16 protein-coding genes are annotated in these 16,374 nt (G+C 61.4%); all 16 read right to left on the reverse strand.

The annotated features are described in order from the left end of the window. Positions 1-41: 41 nt before the first annotated feature. The 16 genes from HX805_RS08605 to HX805_RS08680 all read right to left on the reverse strand — a co-directional run bounded on the left by HX805_RS08605 (position 42) and on the right by HX805_RS08680 (position 16,196). Positions 42-2,252 carry a chemotaxis protein CheA gene (locus HX805_RS08605; protein WP_177116765.1) on the reverse strand — a complete coding sequence of 737 codons (2,211 nt, stop codon included), beginning with the start codon at positions 2,250-2,252 and terminating at the stop codon, positions 42-44. Positions 2,253-2,263: 11 nt separating this feature from the next. Then, entirely contained in the window at positions 2,264-3,052 is a 789-nt protein-coding gene (locus tag HX805_RS08610) for a protein phosphatase CheZ (RefSeq protein ID WP_003214538.1), read from the reverse strand. 18 nt (positions 3,053-3,070) lie between these two features. Next, entirely contained in the window at positions 3,071-3,445 is a 375-nt protein-coding gene (locus HX805_RS08615; protein ID WP_005790040.1) for a chemotaxis response regulator CheY, read from the reverse strand. 170 nt (positions 3,446-3,615) lie between these two features. Continuing rightward, entirely contained in the window at positions 3,616-4,356 is a 741-nt protein-coding gene (gene fliA, locus HX805_RS08620) for an RNA polymerase sigma factor FliA (RefSeq protein WP_008434817.1), read from the reverse strand. Then, positions 4,353-5,186, reverse strand: a complete 834-nt coding sequence (gene fleN, locus HX805_RS08625) for a flagellar synthesis regulator FleN (protein WP_003192912.1) — start codon at positions 5,184-5,186, stop codon at positions 4,353-4,355. The genes fliA and fleN overlap by 4 nt, the downstream gene beginning before the upstream one ends. A gap of 120 nt (positions 5,187-5,306) precedes the next feature. Beyond that, positions 5,307-6,623: a flagellar biosynthesis protein FlhF gene (flhF, locus tag HX805_RS08630; RefSeq protein WP_003214543.1), complete on the reverse strand. Its 1,317-nt coding sequence runs from the start codon at positions 6,621-6,623 to the stop codon at positions 5,307-5,309. Positions 6,624-6,634: 11 nt separating this feature from the next. Then, positions 6,635-8,749, reverse strand: coding sequence for a flagellar biosynthesis protein FlhA (flhA, locus tag HX805_RS08635; RefSeq protein ID WP_023659255.1), 2,115 nt, complete (start codon positions 8,747-8,749; stop codon positions 6,635-6,637). A gap of 490 nt (positions 8,750-9,239) precedes the next feature. After that, entirely contained in the window at positions 9,240-10,376 is a 1,137-nt protein-coding gene (gene flhB / locus HX805_RS08640; protein WP_008430191.1) for a flagellar biosynthesis protein FlhB, read from the reverse strand. A 3-nt stretch (positions 10,377-10,379) separates the two neighbouring features. Further along, positions 10,380-11,156: a flagellar biosynthetic protein FliR gene (gene fliR / locus HX805_RS08645; protein ID WP_003214551.1), complete on the reverse strand. Its 777-nt coding sequence runs from the start codon at positions 11,154-11,156 to the stop codon at positions 10,380-10,382. A 13-nt stretch (positions 11,157-11,169) separates the two neighbouring features. Further along, the gene (gene fliQ, locus HX805_RS08650; protein ID WP_003214552.1) at positions 11,170-11,439 is read right to left on the reverse strand and encodes a flagellar biosynthesis protein FliQ; all 270 of its coding nucleotides are present in this window, start codon (positions 11,437-11,439) and stop codon (positions 11,170-11,172) included. Positions 11,440-11,442: 3 nt separating this feature from the next. Further along, positions 11,443-12,186: a flagellar type III secretion system pore protein FliP gene (gene fliP, locus HX805_RS08655; RefSeq protein WP_003214554.1), complete on the reverse strand. Its 744-nt coding sequence runs from the start codon at positions 12,184-12,186 to the stop codon at positions 11,443-11,445. Then, on the reverse strand, positions 12,186-12,620 hold the full coding sequence (fliO, locus tag HX805_RS08660) for a flagellar biosynthetic protein FliO (protein ID WP_023659254.1): 435 nt from the start codon (positions 12,618-12,620) through the stop codon (positions 12,186-12,188). The genes fliP and fliO overlap by 1 nt, the downstream gene beginning before the upstream one ends. Position 12,621: 1 nt before the next feature. Beyond that, a complete protein-coding gene (gene fliN / locus HX805_RS08665; RefSeq protein WP_003214557.1) occupies positions 12,622-13,089 on the reverse strand; it encodes a flagellar motor switch protein FliN in 468 nt (155 codons plus the stop codon). A gap of 34 nt (positions 13,090-13,123) precedes the next feature. After that, positions 13,124-14,092 (reverse strand): flagellar motor switch protein FliM, encoded by a 969-nt coding sequence (gene fliM, locus HX805_RS08670; protein WP_003214559.1) that lies wholly within the window; start codon positions 14,090-14,092, stop codon positions 13,124-13,126. A gap of 9 nt (positions 14,093-14,101) precedes the next feature. Further along, the gene (gene fliL / locus HX805_RS08675; protein WP_003214560.1) at positions 14,102-14,602 is read right to left on the reverse strand and encodes a flagellar basal body-associated protein FliL; all 501 of its coding nucleotides are present in this window, start codon (positions 14,600-14,602) and stop codon (positions 14,102-14,104) included. A gap of 223 nt (positions 14,603-14,825) precedes the next feature. Next, positions 14,826-16,196, reverse strand: a complete 1,371-nt coding sequence (locus HX805_RS08680; RefSeq protein WP_177116766.1) for a flagellar hook-length control protein FliK — start codon at positions 16,194-16,196, stop codon at positions 14,826-14,828. Positions 16,197-16,374: the final 178 nt, after the last annotated feature.

The raw sequence follows: 16,374 nt of genomic DNA on the forward strand, positions 1-16,374 counted from the left end.
CGTTAGGCCGGGCGAGGGACAACCGCCCTGCCCGGGCCGAATCAAATACGCCGTGCGGCGTAACGCTTGAGCATGCTCGGAACATCCAGAATCAGCGCGATCCGACCGTCACCGGTAATGGTCGCACCCGACATGCCCGGGGTTCCCTGCAGCATTTTGCCCAAAGGCTTGATGACCACTTCTTCCTGGCCCACCAGTTGATCGACCACGAAGCCGATACGCTGGGTGCCCACGGAAAGAATCACCACATGGCCTTCGCGCTGCTCTTCATGCTTGGCCGAAGCCACCAGCCAGCGCTTGAGGTAGAACAGCGGCAACGCCTTGTCGCGCACGATCACCACTTCCTGGCCGTCCACCACGTTGGTGCGCGACAGGTCGAGGTGGAAGATTTCGTTGACGTTGACCAGCGGGAAGGCGAACGCCTGGTTGCCCAGCATCACCATCAGGGTCGGCATGATCGCCAGGGTCAACGGCACCTTGATGACGATCTTCGAGCCCTGGCCCTTGGTCGAGTAGATGTTGATCGAGCCGTTGAGCTGGCTGATCTTGGTCTTCACCACGTCCATGCCCACGCCACGGCCCGACACGTCGGAAATCTCGGTCTTGGTGGAGAAGCCCGGGGCGAAGATCAGGTTGTAGCACTCGGTGTCGGTGAGGCGGTCGGCGGCGTCCTTGTCCATCACCCCACGCTTGACTGCAATGTTGCGCAGTACCGTGGGGTCCATGCCTTTGCCGTCATCAGTGATCGACAGCAGGATATGGTCGCCTTCCTGTTCGGCCGCCAGGATCACTTTGCCCTGGCGGTTCTTGCCCAAGGCTTCGCGCTCTTCCGGCGTCTCGACACCGTGGTCGACCGCGTTGCGCACCAAGTGGACCAGCGGGTCGGCCAGGGCCTCGACAAGGTTTTTGTCGAGGTCGGTTTCTTCACCCACCAGTTCCAGGTTGATCTCTTTCTTGAGCTGGCGTGCCAGGTCGCGAACCAGGCGCGGGAAACGGCCGAAGACTTTCTTGATCGGCTGCATCCGGGTCTTCATGACGGCGGTCTGCAAGTCTGCGGTGACCACGTCGAGGTTCGACACGGCCTTTTGCATGGCCTCGTCGCCACTGTTCAGGCCCAGGCGCACCAGGCGGTTACGCACCAGCACCAGTTCGCCGACCATGTTCATGATGTCGTCCAGGCGCGCGGTATCAACCCGCACGGTGGTTTCGGCTTCACTGGCCGGTTGCTTGTCCGGGGCCGGGGCAGCCGCGGCAGCCCGGGCCGGTGCTGGAGTCGGAGCCGGAGCCGCTTTCGCTGCGACAGGCGTGGCAGCCTTGGCGGCAGGAGCCGGTGTTGCGACAGCCGCGGCAGCAGCCGGTGCAGCAGCGCCGACCACTTCGGTGAACTTGCCCTTACCGTGCAGTTCATCCAGCAGGGCTTCGAATTCGTGATCGGAGATCAGTCCATCGGCGGCCGGCGCAGCAGCGGGTGCCGCAGGCGCGGCGGCCGTTGCAGCGACTTCCGGCAGAGCCTCGGCGGCAAACGAGCCTTTGCCGTGCAACTGGTCCAGCAGCGCTTCAAATTCGTCGTCGGTGATTTCATTGCTGACGGGCGCCGCGGCTTCCGTTGGCGCTGGCGCTGCGGCCACCGCGTCCGGGGCAAACTGGCCCTTGCCGTGCAACTGGTCGAGCAACGACTCGAACTCGGCGTCGGTAATGTCTTCGGTGGTCGGCACCATGGCCGGCGCACTGGCTGCCGGCGCTTCGGCTTCGGCCTTGACAGCGTTCAGCGAGTCCAGCAGTTGTTCAAATTCGCTGTCGGTCACGTCGCCCGCAGGCTCGGCAACCGGCTCAGCCACCGCTTCCACCACGGGAGCGTTGGCCGCAGGTTCCGCCAGGCGCGCCAGGGCGGCCAGCAGTTCCGGCGTGGCGGCAGTGATCGGTGCGCGCTCGCGCACTTCACTGAACATGCCGTTGACCGCGTCCAGTGCTTCCAGGATCACGTCCATCAGTTCCGAGTCGACGTGCCGCTCACCCTTGCGCAGGATGTCGAACACGTTCTCGGCGATGTGACAGCACTCCACCAGCTCGTGGAGCTGGAGGAAGCCGGCGCCCCCTTTTACAGTATGAAAACCGCGAAAAATTGCATTGAGCAGGTTCGCATCATCCGGTCGGCTTTCCAGCTCGACCAGTTGTTCGGACAGTTGCTCTAAAATTTCGCCGGCCTCTACAAGGAAATCCTGAAGGATTTCTTCATCGGCGCCGAAGCTCATGGGTGTGCTCCTTAGAAGCCTAAACTGGACAGCAAATCGTCTACGTCGTCTTGCCCGGATACAACGTCTTCACGTTTATCGGCATGAATCTGCGGACCTTCACCCTTGGCGAGGTGTTTTTGTGGATCTTTTTCAGAAAGGATCGCTGCGCGGTCATGTTCGATGCCGGCAAACCGGTCGACCTGGCCCGCCATCAACACCAGTTTGAGCAGGTTGCTTTCCACTTCGGTGACCAGTTGGGTCACACGCTTGATCACCTGACCGGTGAGGTCCTGGTAATCCTGGGCCAGCAGAATGTCATTGAGGTTGCTGGAAACCGTGCGGTTTTCCTGCTCGCTGCGGGACAAAAAGCCCTCGACCCGACGCGCCAGCTCACGAAACTCCTCAGCGCCCACTTCCCGACGCATGAACCGGCCCCAGTCAGTGCTCAGGGCCTTGGCTTCACTGGCCATACCGTTGACCAGAGGCGTGGCGTTTTCCACCAGGTCCATGGTGCGGTTGGCCGCCGCCTCAGTCAGCCTGACCACGTAGGACAGGCGTTCGGTGGCATCCGTGATCTGCGAGATTTCCTCGGCCTGGGGCATGTGCGGGTCAATCTGAAAATTGACTATCGCACTGTGCAACTCACGGGTGAGCTTGCCCACTTCCTGGTACAGGCCGCGGTCACGGGTCTGGTTGAGCTCATGGATCAACTGCACCGCGTCGCCGAACTGGCCTCTTTCAAGGCTTTCGACGAGTTGATGAGCATGTTTTTTCAGGGTCGACTCAAAGTCGGCCTGCGATGATTCTTTATGCTCCATAGCTCCCCCGTGGCAGCATCAATGACCGATGCGTTCGAAGATCTTTTCGATCTTCTCTTTCAAGGCCAGTGCAGTGAATGGCTTGACCACGTAGCCGTTGACCCCGGCTTGGGCGGCTTCGATGATCTGTTCACGCTTGGCTTCAGCGGTCACCATCAGCACAGGCAGGCTGCGCAGTTTTTCATCGGCGCGCACGTGGCGCAGCAGATCGATACCGGTCATGCCCGGCATGTTCCAGTCCGTTACCAGAAAGTCGATGCTCCCGCTGTTGAGGATCGGAATCGCCGTAATACCGTCATCCGCCTCGACCGTGTTAGTGAACCCAAGGTCACGCAACAGGTTTTTTATGATCCGCCGCATCGTTGAGAAGTCATCAACGATGAGGATTTTCATGTTCTTGTCCAATTCGACCTCCAAGCAGTCTTAAACGCGCCCAGCACCTGGGCGCGCCATATCAATCAACAGGCGTTACACAAAAAGGACTACCGGGGGCGCACCACGGGCCAAGCCCGTCCGGGCGCAGGGCCTGGACGGTATCGTTCGCAGTGTCCCCACACTGCCTGTCAGCGCGCTCGCCACTCTCCCAAACGCCCCCGCAAGCGGGCCGCGCACTGGCTGTGTAACTGGCTGACCCGCGATTCGCTGACTCCCAGGACCTCACCGATTTCCTTGAGGTTCAGCTCTTCGTCGTAGTACAGCGCCAACACCAGTCGCTCACGCTCCGGCAAATTGGCTATCGCGTCCGCCAGCGCGCTCTGGAAGCGTTCATCTTCCAGGTCCCGTGACGGTTCGAGATGGGCACTCGCGCCGTCCTCGTGCAGCCCTTCATGTTCGCCGTCCTGTAAAAGGTCGTCGAAACTGAACAGCCGGCTGCCCAAGGTATCGTTCAAAATCCCGTAGTAATCGTCGAGACTCAATTGGAGTTCGGCCGCAACTTCATGATCTTTAGCGTCGCGACCGGTTTTTGCTTCAATTGAGCGAATTGCGTCACTCACCATCCGCGTATTGCGGTGCACTGATCGCGGCGCCCAATCACCTTTACGCACTTCATCGAGCATGGCCCCACGGATACGGATACCCGCGTATGTCTCGAAACTCGCGCCCTTGCTCGCGTCGTACTTGGTCGACACTTCAAGCAGGCCGATCATCCCGGCCTGGATCAAGTCCTCGACCTGCACGCTGGCAGGCAAGCGCGCCAGCAGGTGATAGGCAATGCGCTTGACCAGGGGCGCATAGCGCTCGATCAATTCGACTTGACTGTCACGTGCCGACTTCTTGTAAAGGTTGTAGCCGCTGGCTGTCATAGCACCGGTCCTGCGCTCGTCTGATGCACCAATCGCTCGACGAAAAACTCCAGATGCCCCCGGGGATTGGCGGGCAACGGCCAGGTATCGACCTTCTGGGCAATAGCCTTGAACGCCAATGCGCACTTCGAACGAGGGAACGCTTCATAGACCGCACGCTGCTTTTGCACGGCCTTGCGCACACACTCGTCGTAAGGAACTGCGCCAACGTATTGTAAGGCGACATCGAGGAAGCGATCCGTGACCTTGGTCAACTTGGCGAACAGATTCCGCCCTTCCTGCGGGCTTTGGGCCATGTTGGCCAGCACGCGGAAGCGGTTCATGCCGTAGTCGCGGTTGAGCAGTTTGATCAGGGCGTAGGCGTCGGTGATCGAGGTGGGTTCGTCGCACACCACCAGCAACACTTCCTGGGCTGCGCGCACGAAACTGACCACCGACTCGCCGATCCCGGCGGCGGTGTCGATCACCAGTACGTCGAGGTTGTCGCCAATGTCGCTGAACGCCTGAATCAGGCCGGCATGTTGCGCCGGACTCAGGTGCACCATGCTCTGGGTGCCGGAAGCCGCCGGCACGATGCGAATCCCGCCGGGGCCTTGCAACAGTACGTCGCGCAGCTCACAGCGGCCTTCGATGACATCGGCCAGGGTATGTTTGGGCGTCAGTCCCAGCAGAACGTCGACGTTCGCCAGCCCCAGGTCAGCATCCAGCAGCATGACGCGACGGCCAAGCTCTGCCAGGGCCAGGGACAAATTCACTGACACGTTAGTTTTCCCGACGCCACCTTTGCCGCCGGTCACCGCGATCACCTGTACGGGATGCATGCTGCCCATTTTATTTCTTTACCTTGTCTTGCTTAGACGCAGGCTACATAAGTTGGCCGCGCGAACTGCTGGCAGACCATCGATGTAGATACTTTTCACTGTCATTTTTAAATAGAAAGCCATGATGCCTCACCCAACTCGCTTGTTCGGGCTGTGGTAGAGGTCAGCAAACATGTCAGCCATAGCTTCCTCACTGGGTTCTTCCTGCATTTGCACGCTGACAGCCCGGCTGACCAACTGATGACGGCGCGGCAGATGCAGATCATCCGGGATCCGCGGCCCGTCGGTCAGGTAGGCGACCGGTAATTCATGACTGATTGCCAGGCTCAATACTTCGCCCAGGCTTGCCGTCTCATCCAGTTTAGTCAGGATGCAACCCGCCAGCCCGCAGCGCTTGTAGCTGTGGTAGGCGGCGGTCAATACCTGCTTCTGGCTGGTAGTGGCAAGCACCAAATAGTTTCTGGATTTGATCCCGCGCCCGGCCAGGCTTTCCAGCTGCATGCGCAGGGCCGGGTCGCTGGCTTGCAGGCCGGCGGTGTCGATCAGCACTACGCGCTTGCGCAGCAACGGGTCGAGGGCGTTGGCCAGGGACTGGCCCGGGTCGACGTGGGTCACCGGCACATTGAGGATGCGGCCCAGGGTCTTGAGTTGTTCCTGGGCGCCGATGCGGTAGCTGTCCATGCTCACCAGCGCGATGTTCTGGGCGCCGTACTTGAGCACGTAACGTGCGGCCAGCTTGGCCAGGGTGGTGGTCTTGCCCATGCCGGCCGGGCCGACCATGGCAATCACACCGCCTTCTTCCAGGGGTTCGATTTCCGGGGTGACGATCATCCGCGCCAGGTGGGCCAGGAGCATGCGCCAGGCCTGGCGAGGCTCTTCAATTTGCGTGGTCAGTTGCAGCAGGTCGCGGGACAACGGGCCGGACAGGCCAATGCGTTGCAGGCGACGCCACAGGTTGGCCTGTTGTGGCTGGCTGCCCTGCAACTGGTTCCAGGCCAGCGAACCCAGCTGCACTTCCAGCAGTTCACGCAGGCCGTTGAGTTCGAAGCGCATCGAGTCGAACACCCGCTGGTCTACCGCCGGCGCCGGGGCTGGCGCAGCAGGACGCGGTGGTTCAACAAAAGTCGGCTCTACCAGCGGCTCGGACGCGGTCAACGGCAGCCCGGCAAACAGCTGGCGATTGGTGGAGGCGTCGCTGTCGCCACGCATGCTCAGTTCAGCCTGGGCCGAAACAATGCGCGAAGCGGTCTTGCGCAGCTCGTCTTCCAGTTCCATGTTCGGCACGCGCGGCGCCAGGGCCGAGGGTTTGTAATCCAGGGCAGCCGTCAGCTCCACACCGCCGGCAATACGACGGTTACCGATAATCGCAGCGTCGGCGCCCAACTCATCACGTACCAGTTTCATGGCCTGACGCATATCGGCGGCGAAAAAACGCTTCACTTGCATATCCCACTACCTCAGCCGTTGGGCCCTACTGTCGCGACGATAGTCACTTGCTTATTGTCAGGAATTTCCTGGTAAGCCAATACGTGCAAATTCGGTATAGCCAGGCGTCCAAACCGCGACAACATCGCCCGGACGGGGCCAGCCACCAGCAGGATCACCGGATGGCCTTCCATTTCCTGGCGCTGCGCGGCCTCGATCAACGAACGCTGCAGCTTCTCTGCCATGCTTGGCTCCAGCAACACGCCCTCATCAGCGCCCTGCCCAGCCTTCTGAATACTATTGAGCAATATTTGTTCCAACCTTGGTTCCAAGGTGATAACAGGCAGCTCGGAGTCAAGCCCTACAATGCTTTGGACGATTGCACGCGACAATCCGACGCGCACTGCGGCCACCAGGGCGGCAGTATCTTGACTCTTGGCGGCATTGTTGGCGATAGCTTCGGCAATGCTGCGAATGTCCCGTACCGGCACCTGCTCGGCCAACAGCGCTTGCAGCACCTTGAGCAGTTGCGAGGTGGACAGCACACCCGGTACCAGCTCTTCGGCGAGTTTTGGCGAGGCCTTGGCCAGCAATTGCAAGAGTTGCTGGACTTCTTCGTGGCCAATCAGCTCGTGGGAGTGCTTGTACAGAATCTGGTTGAGGTGGGTGGCGACCACAGTGCTGGCGTCGACCACGGTGTAGCCCAGCGACTGCGCCTGGCTGCGCTGGCTGATTTCGATCCATACCGCTTCCAGGCCAAAAGCCGGATCTTTGGCGGTAATCCCGTTGAGGCTGCCAAACACCTGGCCCGGGTTGATCGCCAGTTCGCGGTCCGGGTAGATCTCGGCCTCGGCCAGAATCACCCCCATCAGGGTCAGGCGGTAGGCGCTCGGGGCCAGGTCGAGGTTGTCGCGAATGTGCACGGTGGGCATCAGGAAGCCCAGGTCCTGGGACAACTTCTTGCGCACACCCTTGATCCGCGCCAGCAATTGCCCGCCCTGGTTGCGATCCACCAGGGGAATCAGGCGGTAGCCGACTTCCAGGCCGATCATGTCGATCGGGGTCACGTCGTCCCAGCCCAGCTCCTTGGTTTCCAGGGCGCGGGCCGGCGATGGCAGCAGTTCCTGCTGGCGCGCCACTTCCTGCTGAGCAATCACCTTGATGTTGTTTTGTTTTTTCCAGAACAGGTAGGCACCGCCGGCGGCCATGGCGGCCATGCTCAGGAACGAGACATGGGGCATGCCCGGCACGATGCCCATGATCGCCATGATGCCTGCCGCCACCGCCAGCGCCTTGGGCGAGGCAAACATCTGCCGGCTGATCTGCTTGCCCATGTCTTCGGAGCCCGAAGCACGGGTCACCATGATCGCCGCAGCTGTAGATAACAACAGTGATGGCAATTGCGCCACTAAACCGTCACCGATGGTCAGCAGGGCGTAAACCTTGCCGGCGTCGCCGAAGGTCATGCCGTGCTGGAAGATGCCGACCGCCATGCCGCCGATCAGGTTGATAAACAGAATCAACAGGCCGGCGATGGCGTCGCCGCGCACGAATTTGCTGGCACCGTCCATGGAACCGTAGAACTCGGCTTCCTGGGCGACTTCAAGGCGACGGGCCTTGGCCTGGTTCTGGTCGATCAGGCCGGCGTTGAGGTCGGCGTCGATCGCCATCTGCTTGCCGGGCATCGCGTCGAGGGTAAAACGCGCGCTCACCTCGGAAATCCGCCCGGCGCCCTTGGTCACGACCACAAAGTTGATGATCATCAAGATCGCAAAAACCACGATACCGACCACGTAGTTACCGCCGATCACCACCTCGCCGAAGGCCTGGATCACCTTGCCCGCGGCGGCGTGGCCGTCCTGGCCGTGGAGCATCACCACCCGGGTGGAAGCCACGTTAAGCGCCAGCCGCAGCAGGGTGGCGATCAGCAGGATGGTCGGGAATACCGCGAAATCCAGCGGCCGCAGGGCGTATACGCACACCAGCAACACGACGACCGACAGCGCAATGTTGAAGGTGAAGAACACATCCAGCAGGAACGGCGGCATTGGCAACATCATCATTGCCAGCATCACCAGCAACAACAACGGCACACCCAGATTGCCTCGCGAGAGGTCAGTCAGGGTGCCACGGGCCGTGCTGAGCATTTGAGAGCGATCCACCGGTATTCCTCGTTTCCTTGAAGCAAACTTTTGACGCCGGGAAGCGTCCTGGAGGCGGTATTGCAAGAAGCCTTCCAACTTTTGCTTGAGGAAGCAGATCGTTCCGGCGGCCAGCAACGACATACCGCCGCGTGCACATCACCTGTGGCGAGGGAGCTTGCTCCCGCTGGGCTGCGCAGCAGCCCCGGAACGGCTTGCGCGCTTTGCCTGAATCACCGCGCTAGCTTTATTGGGGGCGCTTCGCACCCCAGCGGGAGCAAGCTCCCTCGCCACGCTGATTGAGGTAGCGCCCTCGCCCGCGACTTACACGGTGCGAGATGCAATTGCGGGAACGCTCAGGGGGATTTTTTGTTGTTTGGGCGGACGCCTTCGCGAGCAAGCCCGCTCCCACATTTGACCGCGTTTCTACAGGATATACACGGTCAAATGTGGGAGCGGGCTTGCTCGCGAAGAGGCCAGGAGGGACGCTACAAAATCAGGAATCCCGACGCAAATCCGGTGGAATCGGCAGGTCTTTGAGCGGATCTGGCCGCTTGCCCTTGCCCGCCCGGTACTGGCGGATCTGATACACGTACGCCAACACCTGAGCCACCGCCAGATACAACCCGGCCGGAATTTCCTGATCCAGGTCGGTGGAGTAGAAGATCGACCGCGCCAACTCCGGCGACTCCAGCAGCAGGATGTCATTGGCTACCGCAATCTCGCGGATTTTCAACGCCGTGAAATCACTGCCCTTGGCCAGCAACATCGGCGCCCCACCCTTCTCCGGGTCGTACTTGAGCGCCACGGCGTAGTGGGTCGGGTTGGTGATGACCACATCAGCATCGGGCACCGAGGCCATCATCTTGCGCTGGGACATCTCGCGCTGCAGCTGGCGAATCCGCTGCTTGACCTCGGGCCGGCCTTCCTGGTCCTTGTGCTCGTCGCGCACTTCCTGCTTGGTCATCAGCAGTTTCTTGTGGCTTTCCCACAGCTGGATCGGCGCATCCACCGCGGCAATGATGATCAGCCCGCAAGCCATCCACAGCGAGCTCCAGCCCACCACTTGCACACTGTGGATGATCGCCAGCTCGATCGGCTCATGGGCGATGCGCAGCAGGTCGTCGATGTCGGACGACAACACCGTCAACGCCACAAACAGGATCAGGATGAACTTGGCCAACGCCTTGAGCAGTTCCACCAGGGCCTTGGTGGAAAACATCCGCTTGAGCCCGGCCGCCGGGTTCATCCGGCTGAATTTGGGCGCCAAGCTGCCGGCGGCAAACAGCCAGCCGCCGAGGGAAATCGGGCCGATCAGGGCCGCCAGCAACAAGGTGATGAGGATCGGCTGCACCGCGAGGATCGCGATCTTGCCCGAGTGCAGCAGGTACAAACCCATGGCCCCCGGGCTCAGCAGCACGTCGCGGGGCAGGGAGAAATTCAGGCGCATCAACTCCATCAGGTCCAGGGCCAGGCCACCGCCGTAGATCAGTAGGCCGCCGGAACCGGCGAGCATGATCGCCAGGGTGTTGAGCTCTTTGGAGCGGGCAATCTCGCCCTTTTCCCGGGAGTCCTTTTTACGTTTCTCCGTGGGGTCTTCTGTCTTGTCCTGGCCACTCTCGCTCTCGGCCATGGCTTACCGCGCCCGCGCCAAGTCACGTAAAAACTGCAAGGCGTCGGTCGCCAGCGGTTGATACTGATTGAGAATGTCAGCCATGCCGACCCAGAAAATCCCCATGCCCAGCACCAGGGTCAACGGGAAACCGATGGAGAAGATGTTCAACTGCGGCGCCGCCCGGGTCATCACGCCAAAGGCGATGTTGACCACCAGCAGCGCAGTGATCGCCGGCAATACCAGCAGCAAGGATGCACCGAGCACCCAGCTCAAGCGCCCCACCAGCTCCCAGAAATGATTGACCACCAACCCGCTGCCCACCGGCAAGGTGGTGAAACTTTCGGTCATCACCTCGAACACCACCAGGTGGCCGTTCATGGCCAGGAACAGCAAGGTCACCAGCATCGTCAGGAATTGCCCGATCACCGCCACCGACACGCCGTTGGTAGGGTCGACCATGGACGCGAAGCCCATGCCCATCTGGATCGAGATGATCTGCCCGGCGATCACGAAGGCCTGGAAGAACAGCGTCAGGGAGAAGCCCAGCAAGGCGCCGATGATGATTTGCTCGGCGATCAGCATCATTGCACTGAGGTCCAGGGCATTCACCGGTGGCATCGGCGGCAAGCCCGGCACGATGACCACGGTGATCGCCACCGCGAAATACAGGCGGATGCGCCGTGGTACCAGGGTGGTGCCGAACACCGGCATGGTCATCAGCACGGCCGTGACCCGGAACAACGGCAGGATGAACGAGGCCACCCAGGTGCTGATCTGGGTGTCGGTCAAGGCCAGCATCGAATTCACGGGGTCAGCCGATCAACTGCGGAATACTGCCGTACAGCTGCAGGATGTATTCCATGAAGGTTTGCACCAGCCACGGGCCGGCGACGATCAGGGTGATCAGCATCACCAGCAGGCGCGGCAAAAAGCTCAGGGTCTGTTCGTTGATCTGGGTCGCGGCCTGGAACATCGCCACCAACAGGCCCACCAACAGGCTCGGCACCACCAGCACGGCGACCATCATGGTGGTCAGCCACAGGGCTTCGCGGAACAGGTCGACTGCTACTTCTGGCGTCATGGCCTACACCCCACCGAAACTGCCGGCCAGGGTGCCGATAATCAGCGCCCACCCGTCCACCAACACAAACAGCATGATCTTGAACGGCAGCGAAATGATCAGCGGCGACAGCATCATCATACCCATGGCCATCAGCACACTCGCCACGACGAGGTCGATGATCAGGAACGGAATGAAGATCATGAAGCCGATCTGGAACGCGGTCTTCAACTCCGAGGTCACGAACGCCGGCACCAGGATGGTCAGCGGTGCCATGTCGGGGCTGGCGATGTCGGTACGCTTGGACAACCGCACAAACAACTCGAGGTCGCTGGAACGGGTCTGCGACAGCATGAAATCCTTGATCGGGCCCTGGGCCTTGTCGATCGCATCCTGGGCGGTCATTTTCTCCGCCAGGTACGGTTGCAGGGCTTGCTGGTTCACCTTGTCGAACACCGGCGCCATGATGAACAGCGTCAGGAACAGCGCCATGCCGGTGAGGATCTGGTTCGACGGCGTCTGTTGCAGGCCGAGGGCCTGACGCAGGATCGAGAACACGATGATGATGCGGGTGAAGCTGGTCATCAGCATCACGAACGCGGGGATGAAGCTCAGCGCGGTCATGATCAGCAGGATCTGCAGGCTGACCGAATACTCCTGCGCGCCCGCCGCGTTAGTGCCCAGGGTGATCGCCGGGATCGACAACGGGTCTGCTGCGTACGCCAGCGGCGCTGCCAGCAACAGCATGAGCGTCAATAAAACGCGCATTACTTCTTATCCTTCTGATCCTTGCCCAGCAACTCCATGAGGCGCTGGGCGAATTCCGGCGTGGCCGCTTGGGTCTGGGCCACTTCCACAGGCGACTTGAGCACGTGCAACGGGGTGATGCGACCGGGGGTGATGCCCAGCAGGATCTGCTCGTCGCCGACCTGCACCAGCACCAGCCTGTCCCGCGGGCCAAGGGCGCGTGAACCCACCAGCTCGATGACCTGGGCATTGCCCGGGCCGATGCGCTGCACGCGGCGCAACACCCAGGCGAGCACGAAGATCAGCCCCACCACCAGCAACAACCCCAGCACCAACTGGGTGAGTTGCCCGCCCACACCGCTGCCGAGTGCCGGCGCAGCCGCCTGGGCAACCGGTTCTGCTGCCATTACGCTCAAGGGCAGCGTCGATAACAGTCCTACCAATGAGCGCTTCATATCAACGCAACTTCTTGATGCGTTCGCTCGGGCTGATCACGTCGGTCAGGCGGATGCCGAACTTCTCGTTGACCACCACCACTTCGCCATGGGCGATCAGCGTGCCGTTGACCAGCACGTCCAGCGGCTCGCCGGCCAGGCGGTCCAGCTCGATCACCGACCCCTGGTTGAGCTGCAGCAGGTTGCGGATGTTGATTTCGGTGCTGCCGACTTCCATGGAGATCGACACCGGGATGTCGAGGATCACGTCCAGGTTCGGACCGTCGAGGGTCACCGGGTCATTGTTCTTCGGCACGCTGCCGAACTCTTCCATGGGAAGGCGGTTGCCAACCGGTGCAGTGGCCGCATCGGCCGCCAGCAGTGCATCGATATCGTCCTGGCCGACATCGCCGGTTTCTTCCAGGGCAGCCGCCCACTCGTCAGCCAGGGCCTGGTCTTCGGCGGAAGTGTTTTCGTGTTCGGTAGCCATTACATGTCCTCGGCGGAGCAGAAATTAAGGTGGATCAGCGACGGTTGATCGGTTCGATCACTTGCAACGCCAGGTTGCCTTTGTGAGAACCGAGCTTGACCTTGAACGACGGCACGCCGTTGGCGCGCATGATCAGTTCTTCCGGCAGGTCGACGGGAATCACATCCCCCGGCTGCATGTGCAAAATATCCCGCAAACGCAGCTGGCGACGGGCCACGGTGGCGCTCAGGGGTACGTCGACGTCCAGCAGGTCTTCGCGCAGGGCTTTCACCCAGCGTTCGTCCTGGTCGTCGAGGTCGGACTGGAAACCGGCATCGAGCATCTCGCGCACCGGCTCGATCATCGAGTACGGCATGGTCACGTGCAGGTCGCCGCCGCCGCCATCGAGTTCGATGTGGAAGGTGGAGACCACAATGGCTTCGCTGGGGCCGACGATGTTGGCCATGGCCGGGTTCACTTCCGAGTTGATGTACTCGAAATTGACTTCCATGATCGCCTGCCAGGCTTCCTTCAAGTCGATGAAGGCCTGCTCCAGCACCATGCGCACCACCCGCAACTCGGTCGGGGTGAATTCACGGCCTTCGATCTTGGCGTGACGGCCATCGCCGCCGAAGAAGTTGTCCACCAGCTTGAACACCAGCTTGGCGTCGAGGATGAACAGCGCGGTGCCGCGCAGTGGCTTGATCTTCACCAGGTTGAGGCTGGTGGGCACGTACAGCGAGTGCACGTACTCACCGAACTTCATCACCTGCACGCCGCCCACTGCCACGTCCGCCGAGCGGCGCAGCATGTTGAACATGCTGATACGGGTGTAACGGGCAAAACGCTCGTTGATCATTTCCAGGGTCGGCATGCGTCCACGGACGATGCGATCCTGGCTGGTCAGGTCGTAGCTTTTGACGCTGCCGGGCTCGGCAGCCATTTCGGTCTGTACCAGACCATCGTCGACGCCATGGAGCAGCGCATCGATTTCATCCTGGGACAGCAGGTCCTGCACGGCCATGTCGTGATCCTACTGCAATACGAAATTAGTGAAGAGCACCTGCTCGATCACCGGTTTGCCGACTTCCTTCTGGGCCACTTCCTGCACGCTGGCAGTGACCTTCTGGCGCAGCATTTCCTGGCCCACCGGGGTGGCGAGGGTGTCGAAGGGTTGGGCGGAAAACAGCATCACCAGGTTGTTGCGGATCACTGGCATGTGCACCTTGAGGGCATCCAGGTCTGCCTGGTTACGCGCCAGCAGGGTAATGCTCACCTGCAGGTAGCGTTGACGGCCGTTCTGATTGAAGTTGGCGACAAACGCCGGCAGCATCGGCTCGAAGATTGCCGGTTGCTTGACGTTGGGGTTGACCTCGGCCGTGGCGGCCGGTTTGCTCTGGGCACTGTGCATAAAGTACCAGGTAGCCCCCACGGACAGGCCGATCGCCAGCAACAAGGCCAGGACAATCAGCAGGATAAGCTTGAGCTTGCCCTTGCCTGCGGGTGCTTTTGCTGCGTCGTCGCTCTTCGCCATGCCAATAATCCGTCACTATTCTGGGATTCATAGTTCTGGGGAAAGGCAAGAGCAAGTGTTATGCCAGAGTTGTCAGTTCGGTCACGGTTTCGCCGACACTGCAAAACCAATGTGGGAGCGGGCTTGCTCGCGAAAGCGGTGGATCAGCACCTGTAACGGTGACTGACACTCCGTATTCGCGAGCAAGCCCGTTCCCACATTTTGATCATCGCCAGGCCTCGGATCAGGCGTAGTAGTCCACGGCACTGGAGCCAATCACCGACTGCACCACCGGCGCGGCCACTTCAGCCACCTCACCGATACCGCCGCCATCAACCCCATCACCCCGCCCGCCACTGCCGCTGACGCCGCGAGCCTGGTTCTGCTGTTGCTGGTCCTGGCCCTGCTGCCCCTGCCAGCCACGGGACTGGTCGGACACGTTAACGTCGATCTGGCCCATGCCCTGCTGGGCAAACATCTCCCGCAGGCGGCCCGACTGGCTTTCCAGGGCTTCACGCACCACCGCATGGCTGCTCATGAAGGTGACTTGCGCCTGCTGGTCGGCAGACATCTTCACGCTGATGTCCAGGCGACCCAGCTCAGCGGGCTGCAACTGGATCTCTGCCGACTTGAGGTTGGCGCTGGACAGGTACATGACCCGGTTCACCACCTCATCGGTCCAGCCACTCTGGTGCATGGCCAATGGCGCGTTGGCCACCGGCGGCAGGGCATTCGCAGTTTTCGGCGTGGCAGCCTGGGTCAGCGCGGCGAGGCGGTTGGCGAAGTCATCGACACGGGTGTCGCTGCTGGCATCCTTCAAATCCTTGAGGCCGCCGTCGATCAGACCGGCAAAGGCTTTGTCGCCGCCCTGGTCGGTGCTGTCCTTGGACGCTTGCTGGTCGACCATATTGGCCAGGCCTGTGACGAAGTTTTGCGCGGCGGTCGGCTGATCCTGGGTCGGGGCCGGGGCGGTTTTTGCCGGGGCCTGGCTGCTGGCGGACACGTGTCCGCCCTGCTCCATGGCCAGGCGCACGGCGGGCATTGCATCCAGCGGATCGGCCTCGGGATCGAAGGCGGGCTTGGCGTCGTCGGTCGCGGCAATCGGTGGCGCCACGACTGGCTGGTTTTTGTCATCCTTCGCGGTGGCCGGCGTCGGGGTCTCGACGGGCGCCGGCGTAGCGGGGACGGGGACAGGGACTACCGCGGCTATCAGCGCCGGGTCTACGGCGGGGTCGACCGGAGGTTGCTGGGCCAGGGACGGATCGTCTGCCGGGGCATCGTCGTCTGACTTGGCGGTGGTGTCCGGGGTGTCCGCCTTGGCCGGCGGGTTGGCAGGCAAAGTCTTGCCGTTATCGGCAACCGATGGGGTACCGGCGGCAGGCTTGTCGTTGTTGGCGACGGGCTTGGGGATGTTGTCCGCAGGCTTGTCGCGGGTGGATTTGATGGGGGTGTCGGCAGGTTTTGCCGCCGGCGCAGGGGCCTGGTTGGCGAACACCTGAGCGAAGCCCGGGGCCTTGTCCCGCGGGTTCGCAGCCACTGCCGGTGGATTGGCAGCGGGCGCTTGAGGCTTGGCCGCAAGGGCTGCCTGAAGGAGCGAATTCGGGGTGATTGCCATAGTCAAGAGTCTCCGCCGCACAGGGGTCGAGGGTGCGGTAACAGGAGGTAGAGCAAGAGTTGGGCCAGGTTTTGGTTTAAGGGTGTATATCCGTTATTTGGGTGAGGGCTTGTATGGGGTCTTGAGTGTTGAAGAGCAAAAGCAACAGCCAAATCAAAAGCGGGCACGGTCCAAATGT

Source organism: Pseudomonas sp. G5001, from assembly GCF_013385475.1.
GTDB lineage: Bacteria > Pseudomonadota > Gammaproteobacteria > Pseudomonadales > Pseudomonadaceae > Aquipseudomonas.

Excerpts from the sequence above, each read along its gene's own strand:
- HX805_RS08605 (WP_177116765.1), bottom strand. The coding sequence starts at position 2,252 with ATGAGCTTCGGCGCCGATGAAGAAATCCTTCAGGATTTCCTTGTAGAG.
- HX805_RS08610 (WP_003214538.1), bottom strand. The coding sequence starts at position 3,052 with ATGGAGCATAAAGAATCATCGCAGGCCGACTTTGAGTCGACCCTGAAA.
- HX805_RS08615 (WP_005790040.1), bottom strand. The coding sequence starts at position 3,445 with ATGAAAATCCTCATCGTTGATGACTTCTCAACGATGCGGCGGATCATA.
- fliA (WP_008434817.1), bottom strand. The coding sequence starts at position 4,356 with ATGACAGCCAGCGGCTACAACCTTTACAAGAAGTCGGCACGTGACAGT.
- fleN (WP_003192912.1), bottom strand. The coding sequence starts at position 5,186 with ATGGGCAGCATGCATCCCGTACAGGTGATCGCGGTGACCGGCGGCAAA.
- flhF (WP_003214543.1), bottom strand. The coding sequence starts at position 6,623 with ATGCAAGTGAAGCGTTTTTTCGCCGCCGATATGCGTCAGGCCATGAAA.
- flhA (WP_023659255.1), bottom strand. The coding sequence starts at position 8,749 with ATGCTCAGCACGGCCCGTGGCACCCTGACTGACCTCTCGCGAGGCAAT.
- flhB (WP_008430191.1), bottom strand. The coding sequence starts at position 10,376 with ATGGCCGAGAGCGAGAGTGGCCAGGACAAGACAGAAGACCCCACGGAG.
- fliR (WP_003214551.1), bottom strand. The coding sequence starts at position 11,156 with ATGCTGGCCTTGACCGACACCCAGATCAGCACCTGGGTGGCCTCGTTC.
- fliQ (WP_003214552.1), bottom strand. The coding sequence starts at position 11,439 with ATGACGCCAGAAGTAGCAGTCGACCTGTTCCGCGAAGCCCTGTGGCTG.
- fliP (WP_003214554.1), bottom strand. The coding sequence starts at position 12,186 with ATGCGCGTTTTATTGACGCTCATGCTGTTGCTGGCAGCGCCGCTGGCG.
- fliO (WP_023659254.1), bottom strand. The coding sequence starts at position 12,620 with ATGAAGCGCTCATTGGTAGGACTGTTATCGACGCTGCCCTTGAGCGTA.
- fliN (WP_003214557.1), bottom strand. The coding sequence starts at position 13,089 with ATGGCTACCGAACACGAAAACACTTCCGCCGAAGACCAGGCCCTGGCT.
- fliM (WP_003214559.1), bottom strand. The coding sequence starts at position 14,092 with ATGGCCGTGCAGGACCTGCTGTCCCAGGATGAAATCGATGCGCTGCTC.
- fliL (WP_003214560.1), bottom strand. The coding sequence starts at position 14,602 with ATGGCGAAGAGCGACGACGCAGCAAAAGCACCCGCAGGCAAGGGCAAG.
- HX805_RS08680 (WP_177116766.1), bottom strand. The coding sequence starts at position 16,196 with ATGGCAATCACCCCGAATTCGCTCCTTCAGGCAGCCCTTGCGGCCAAG.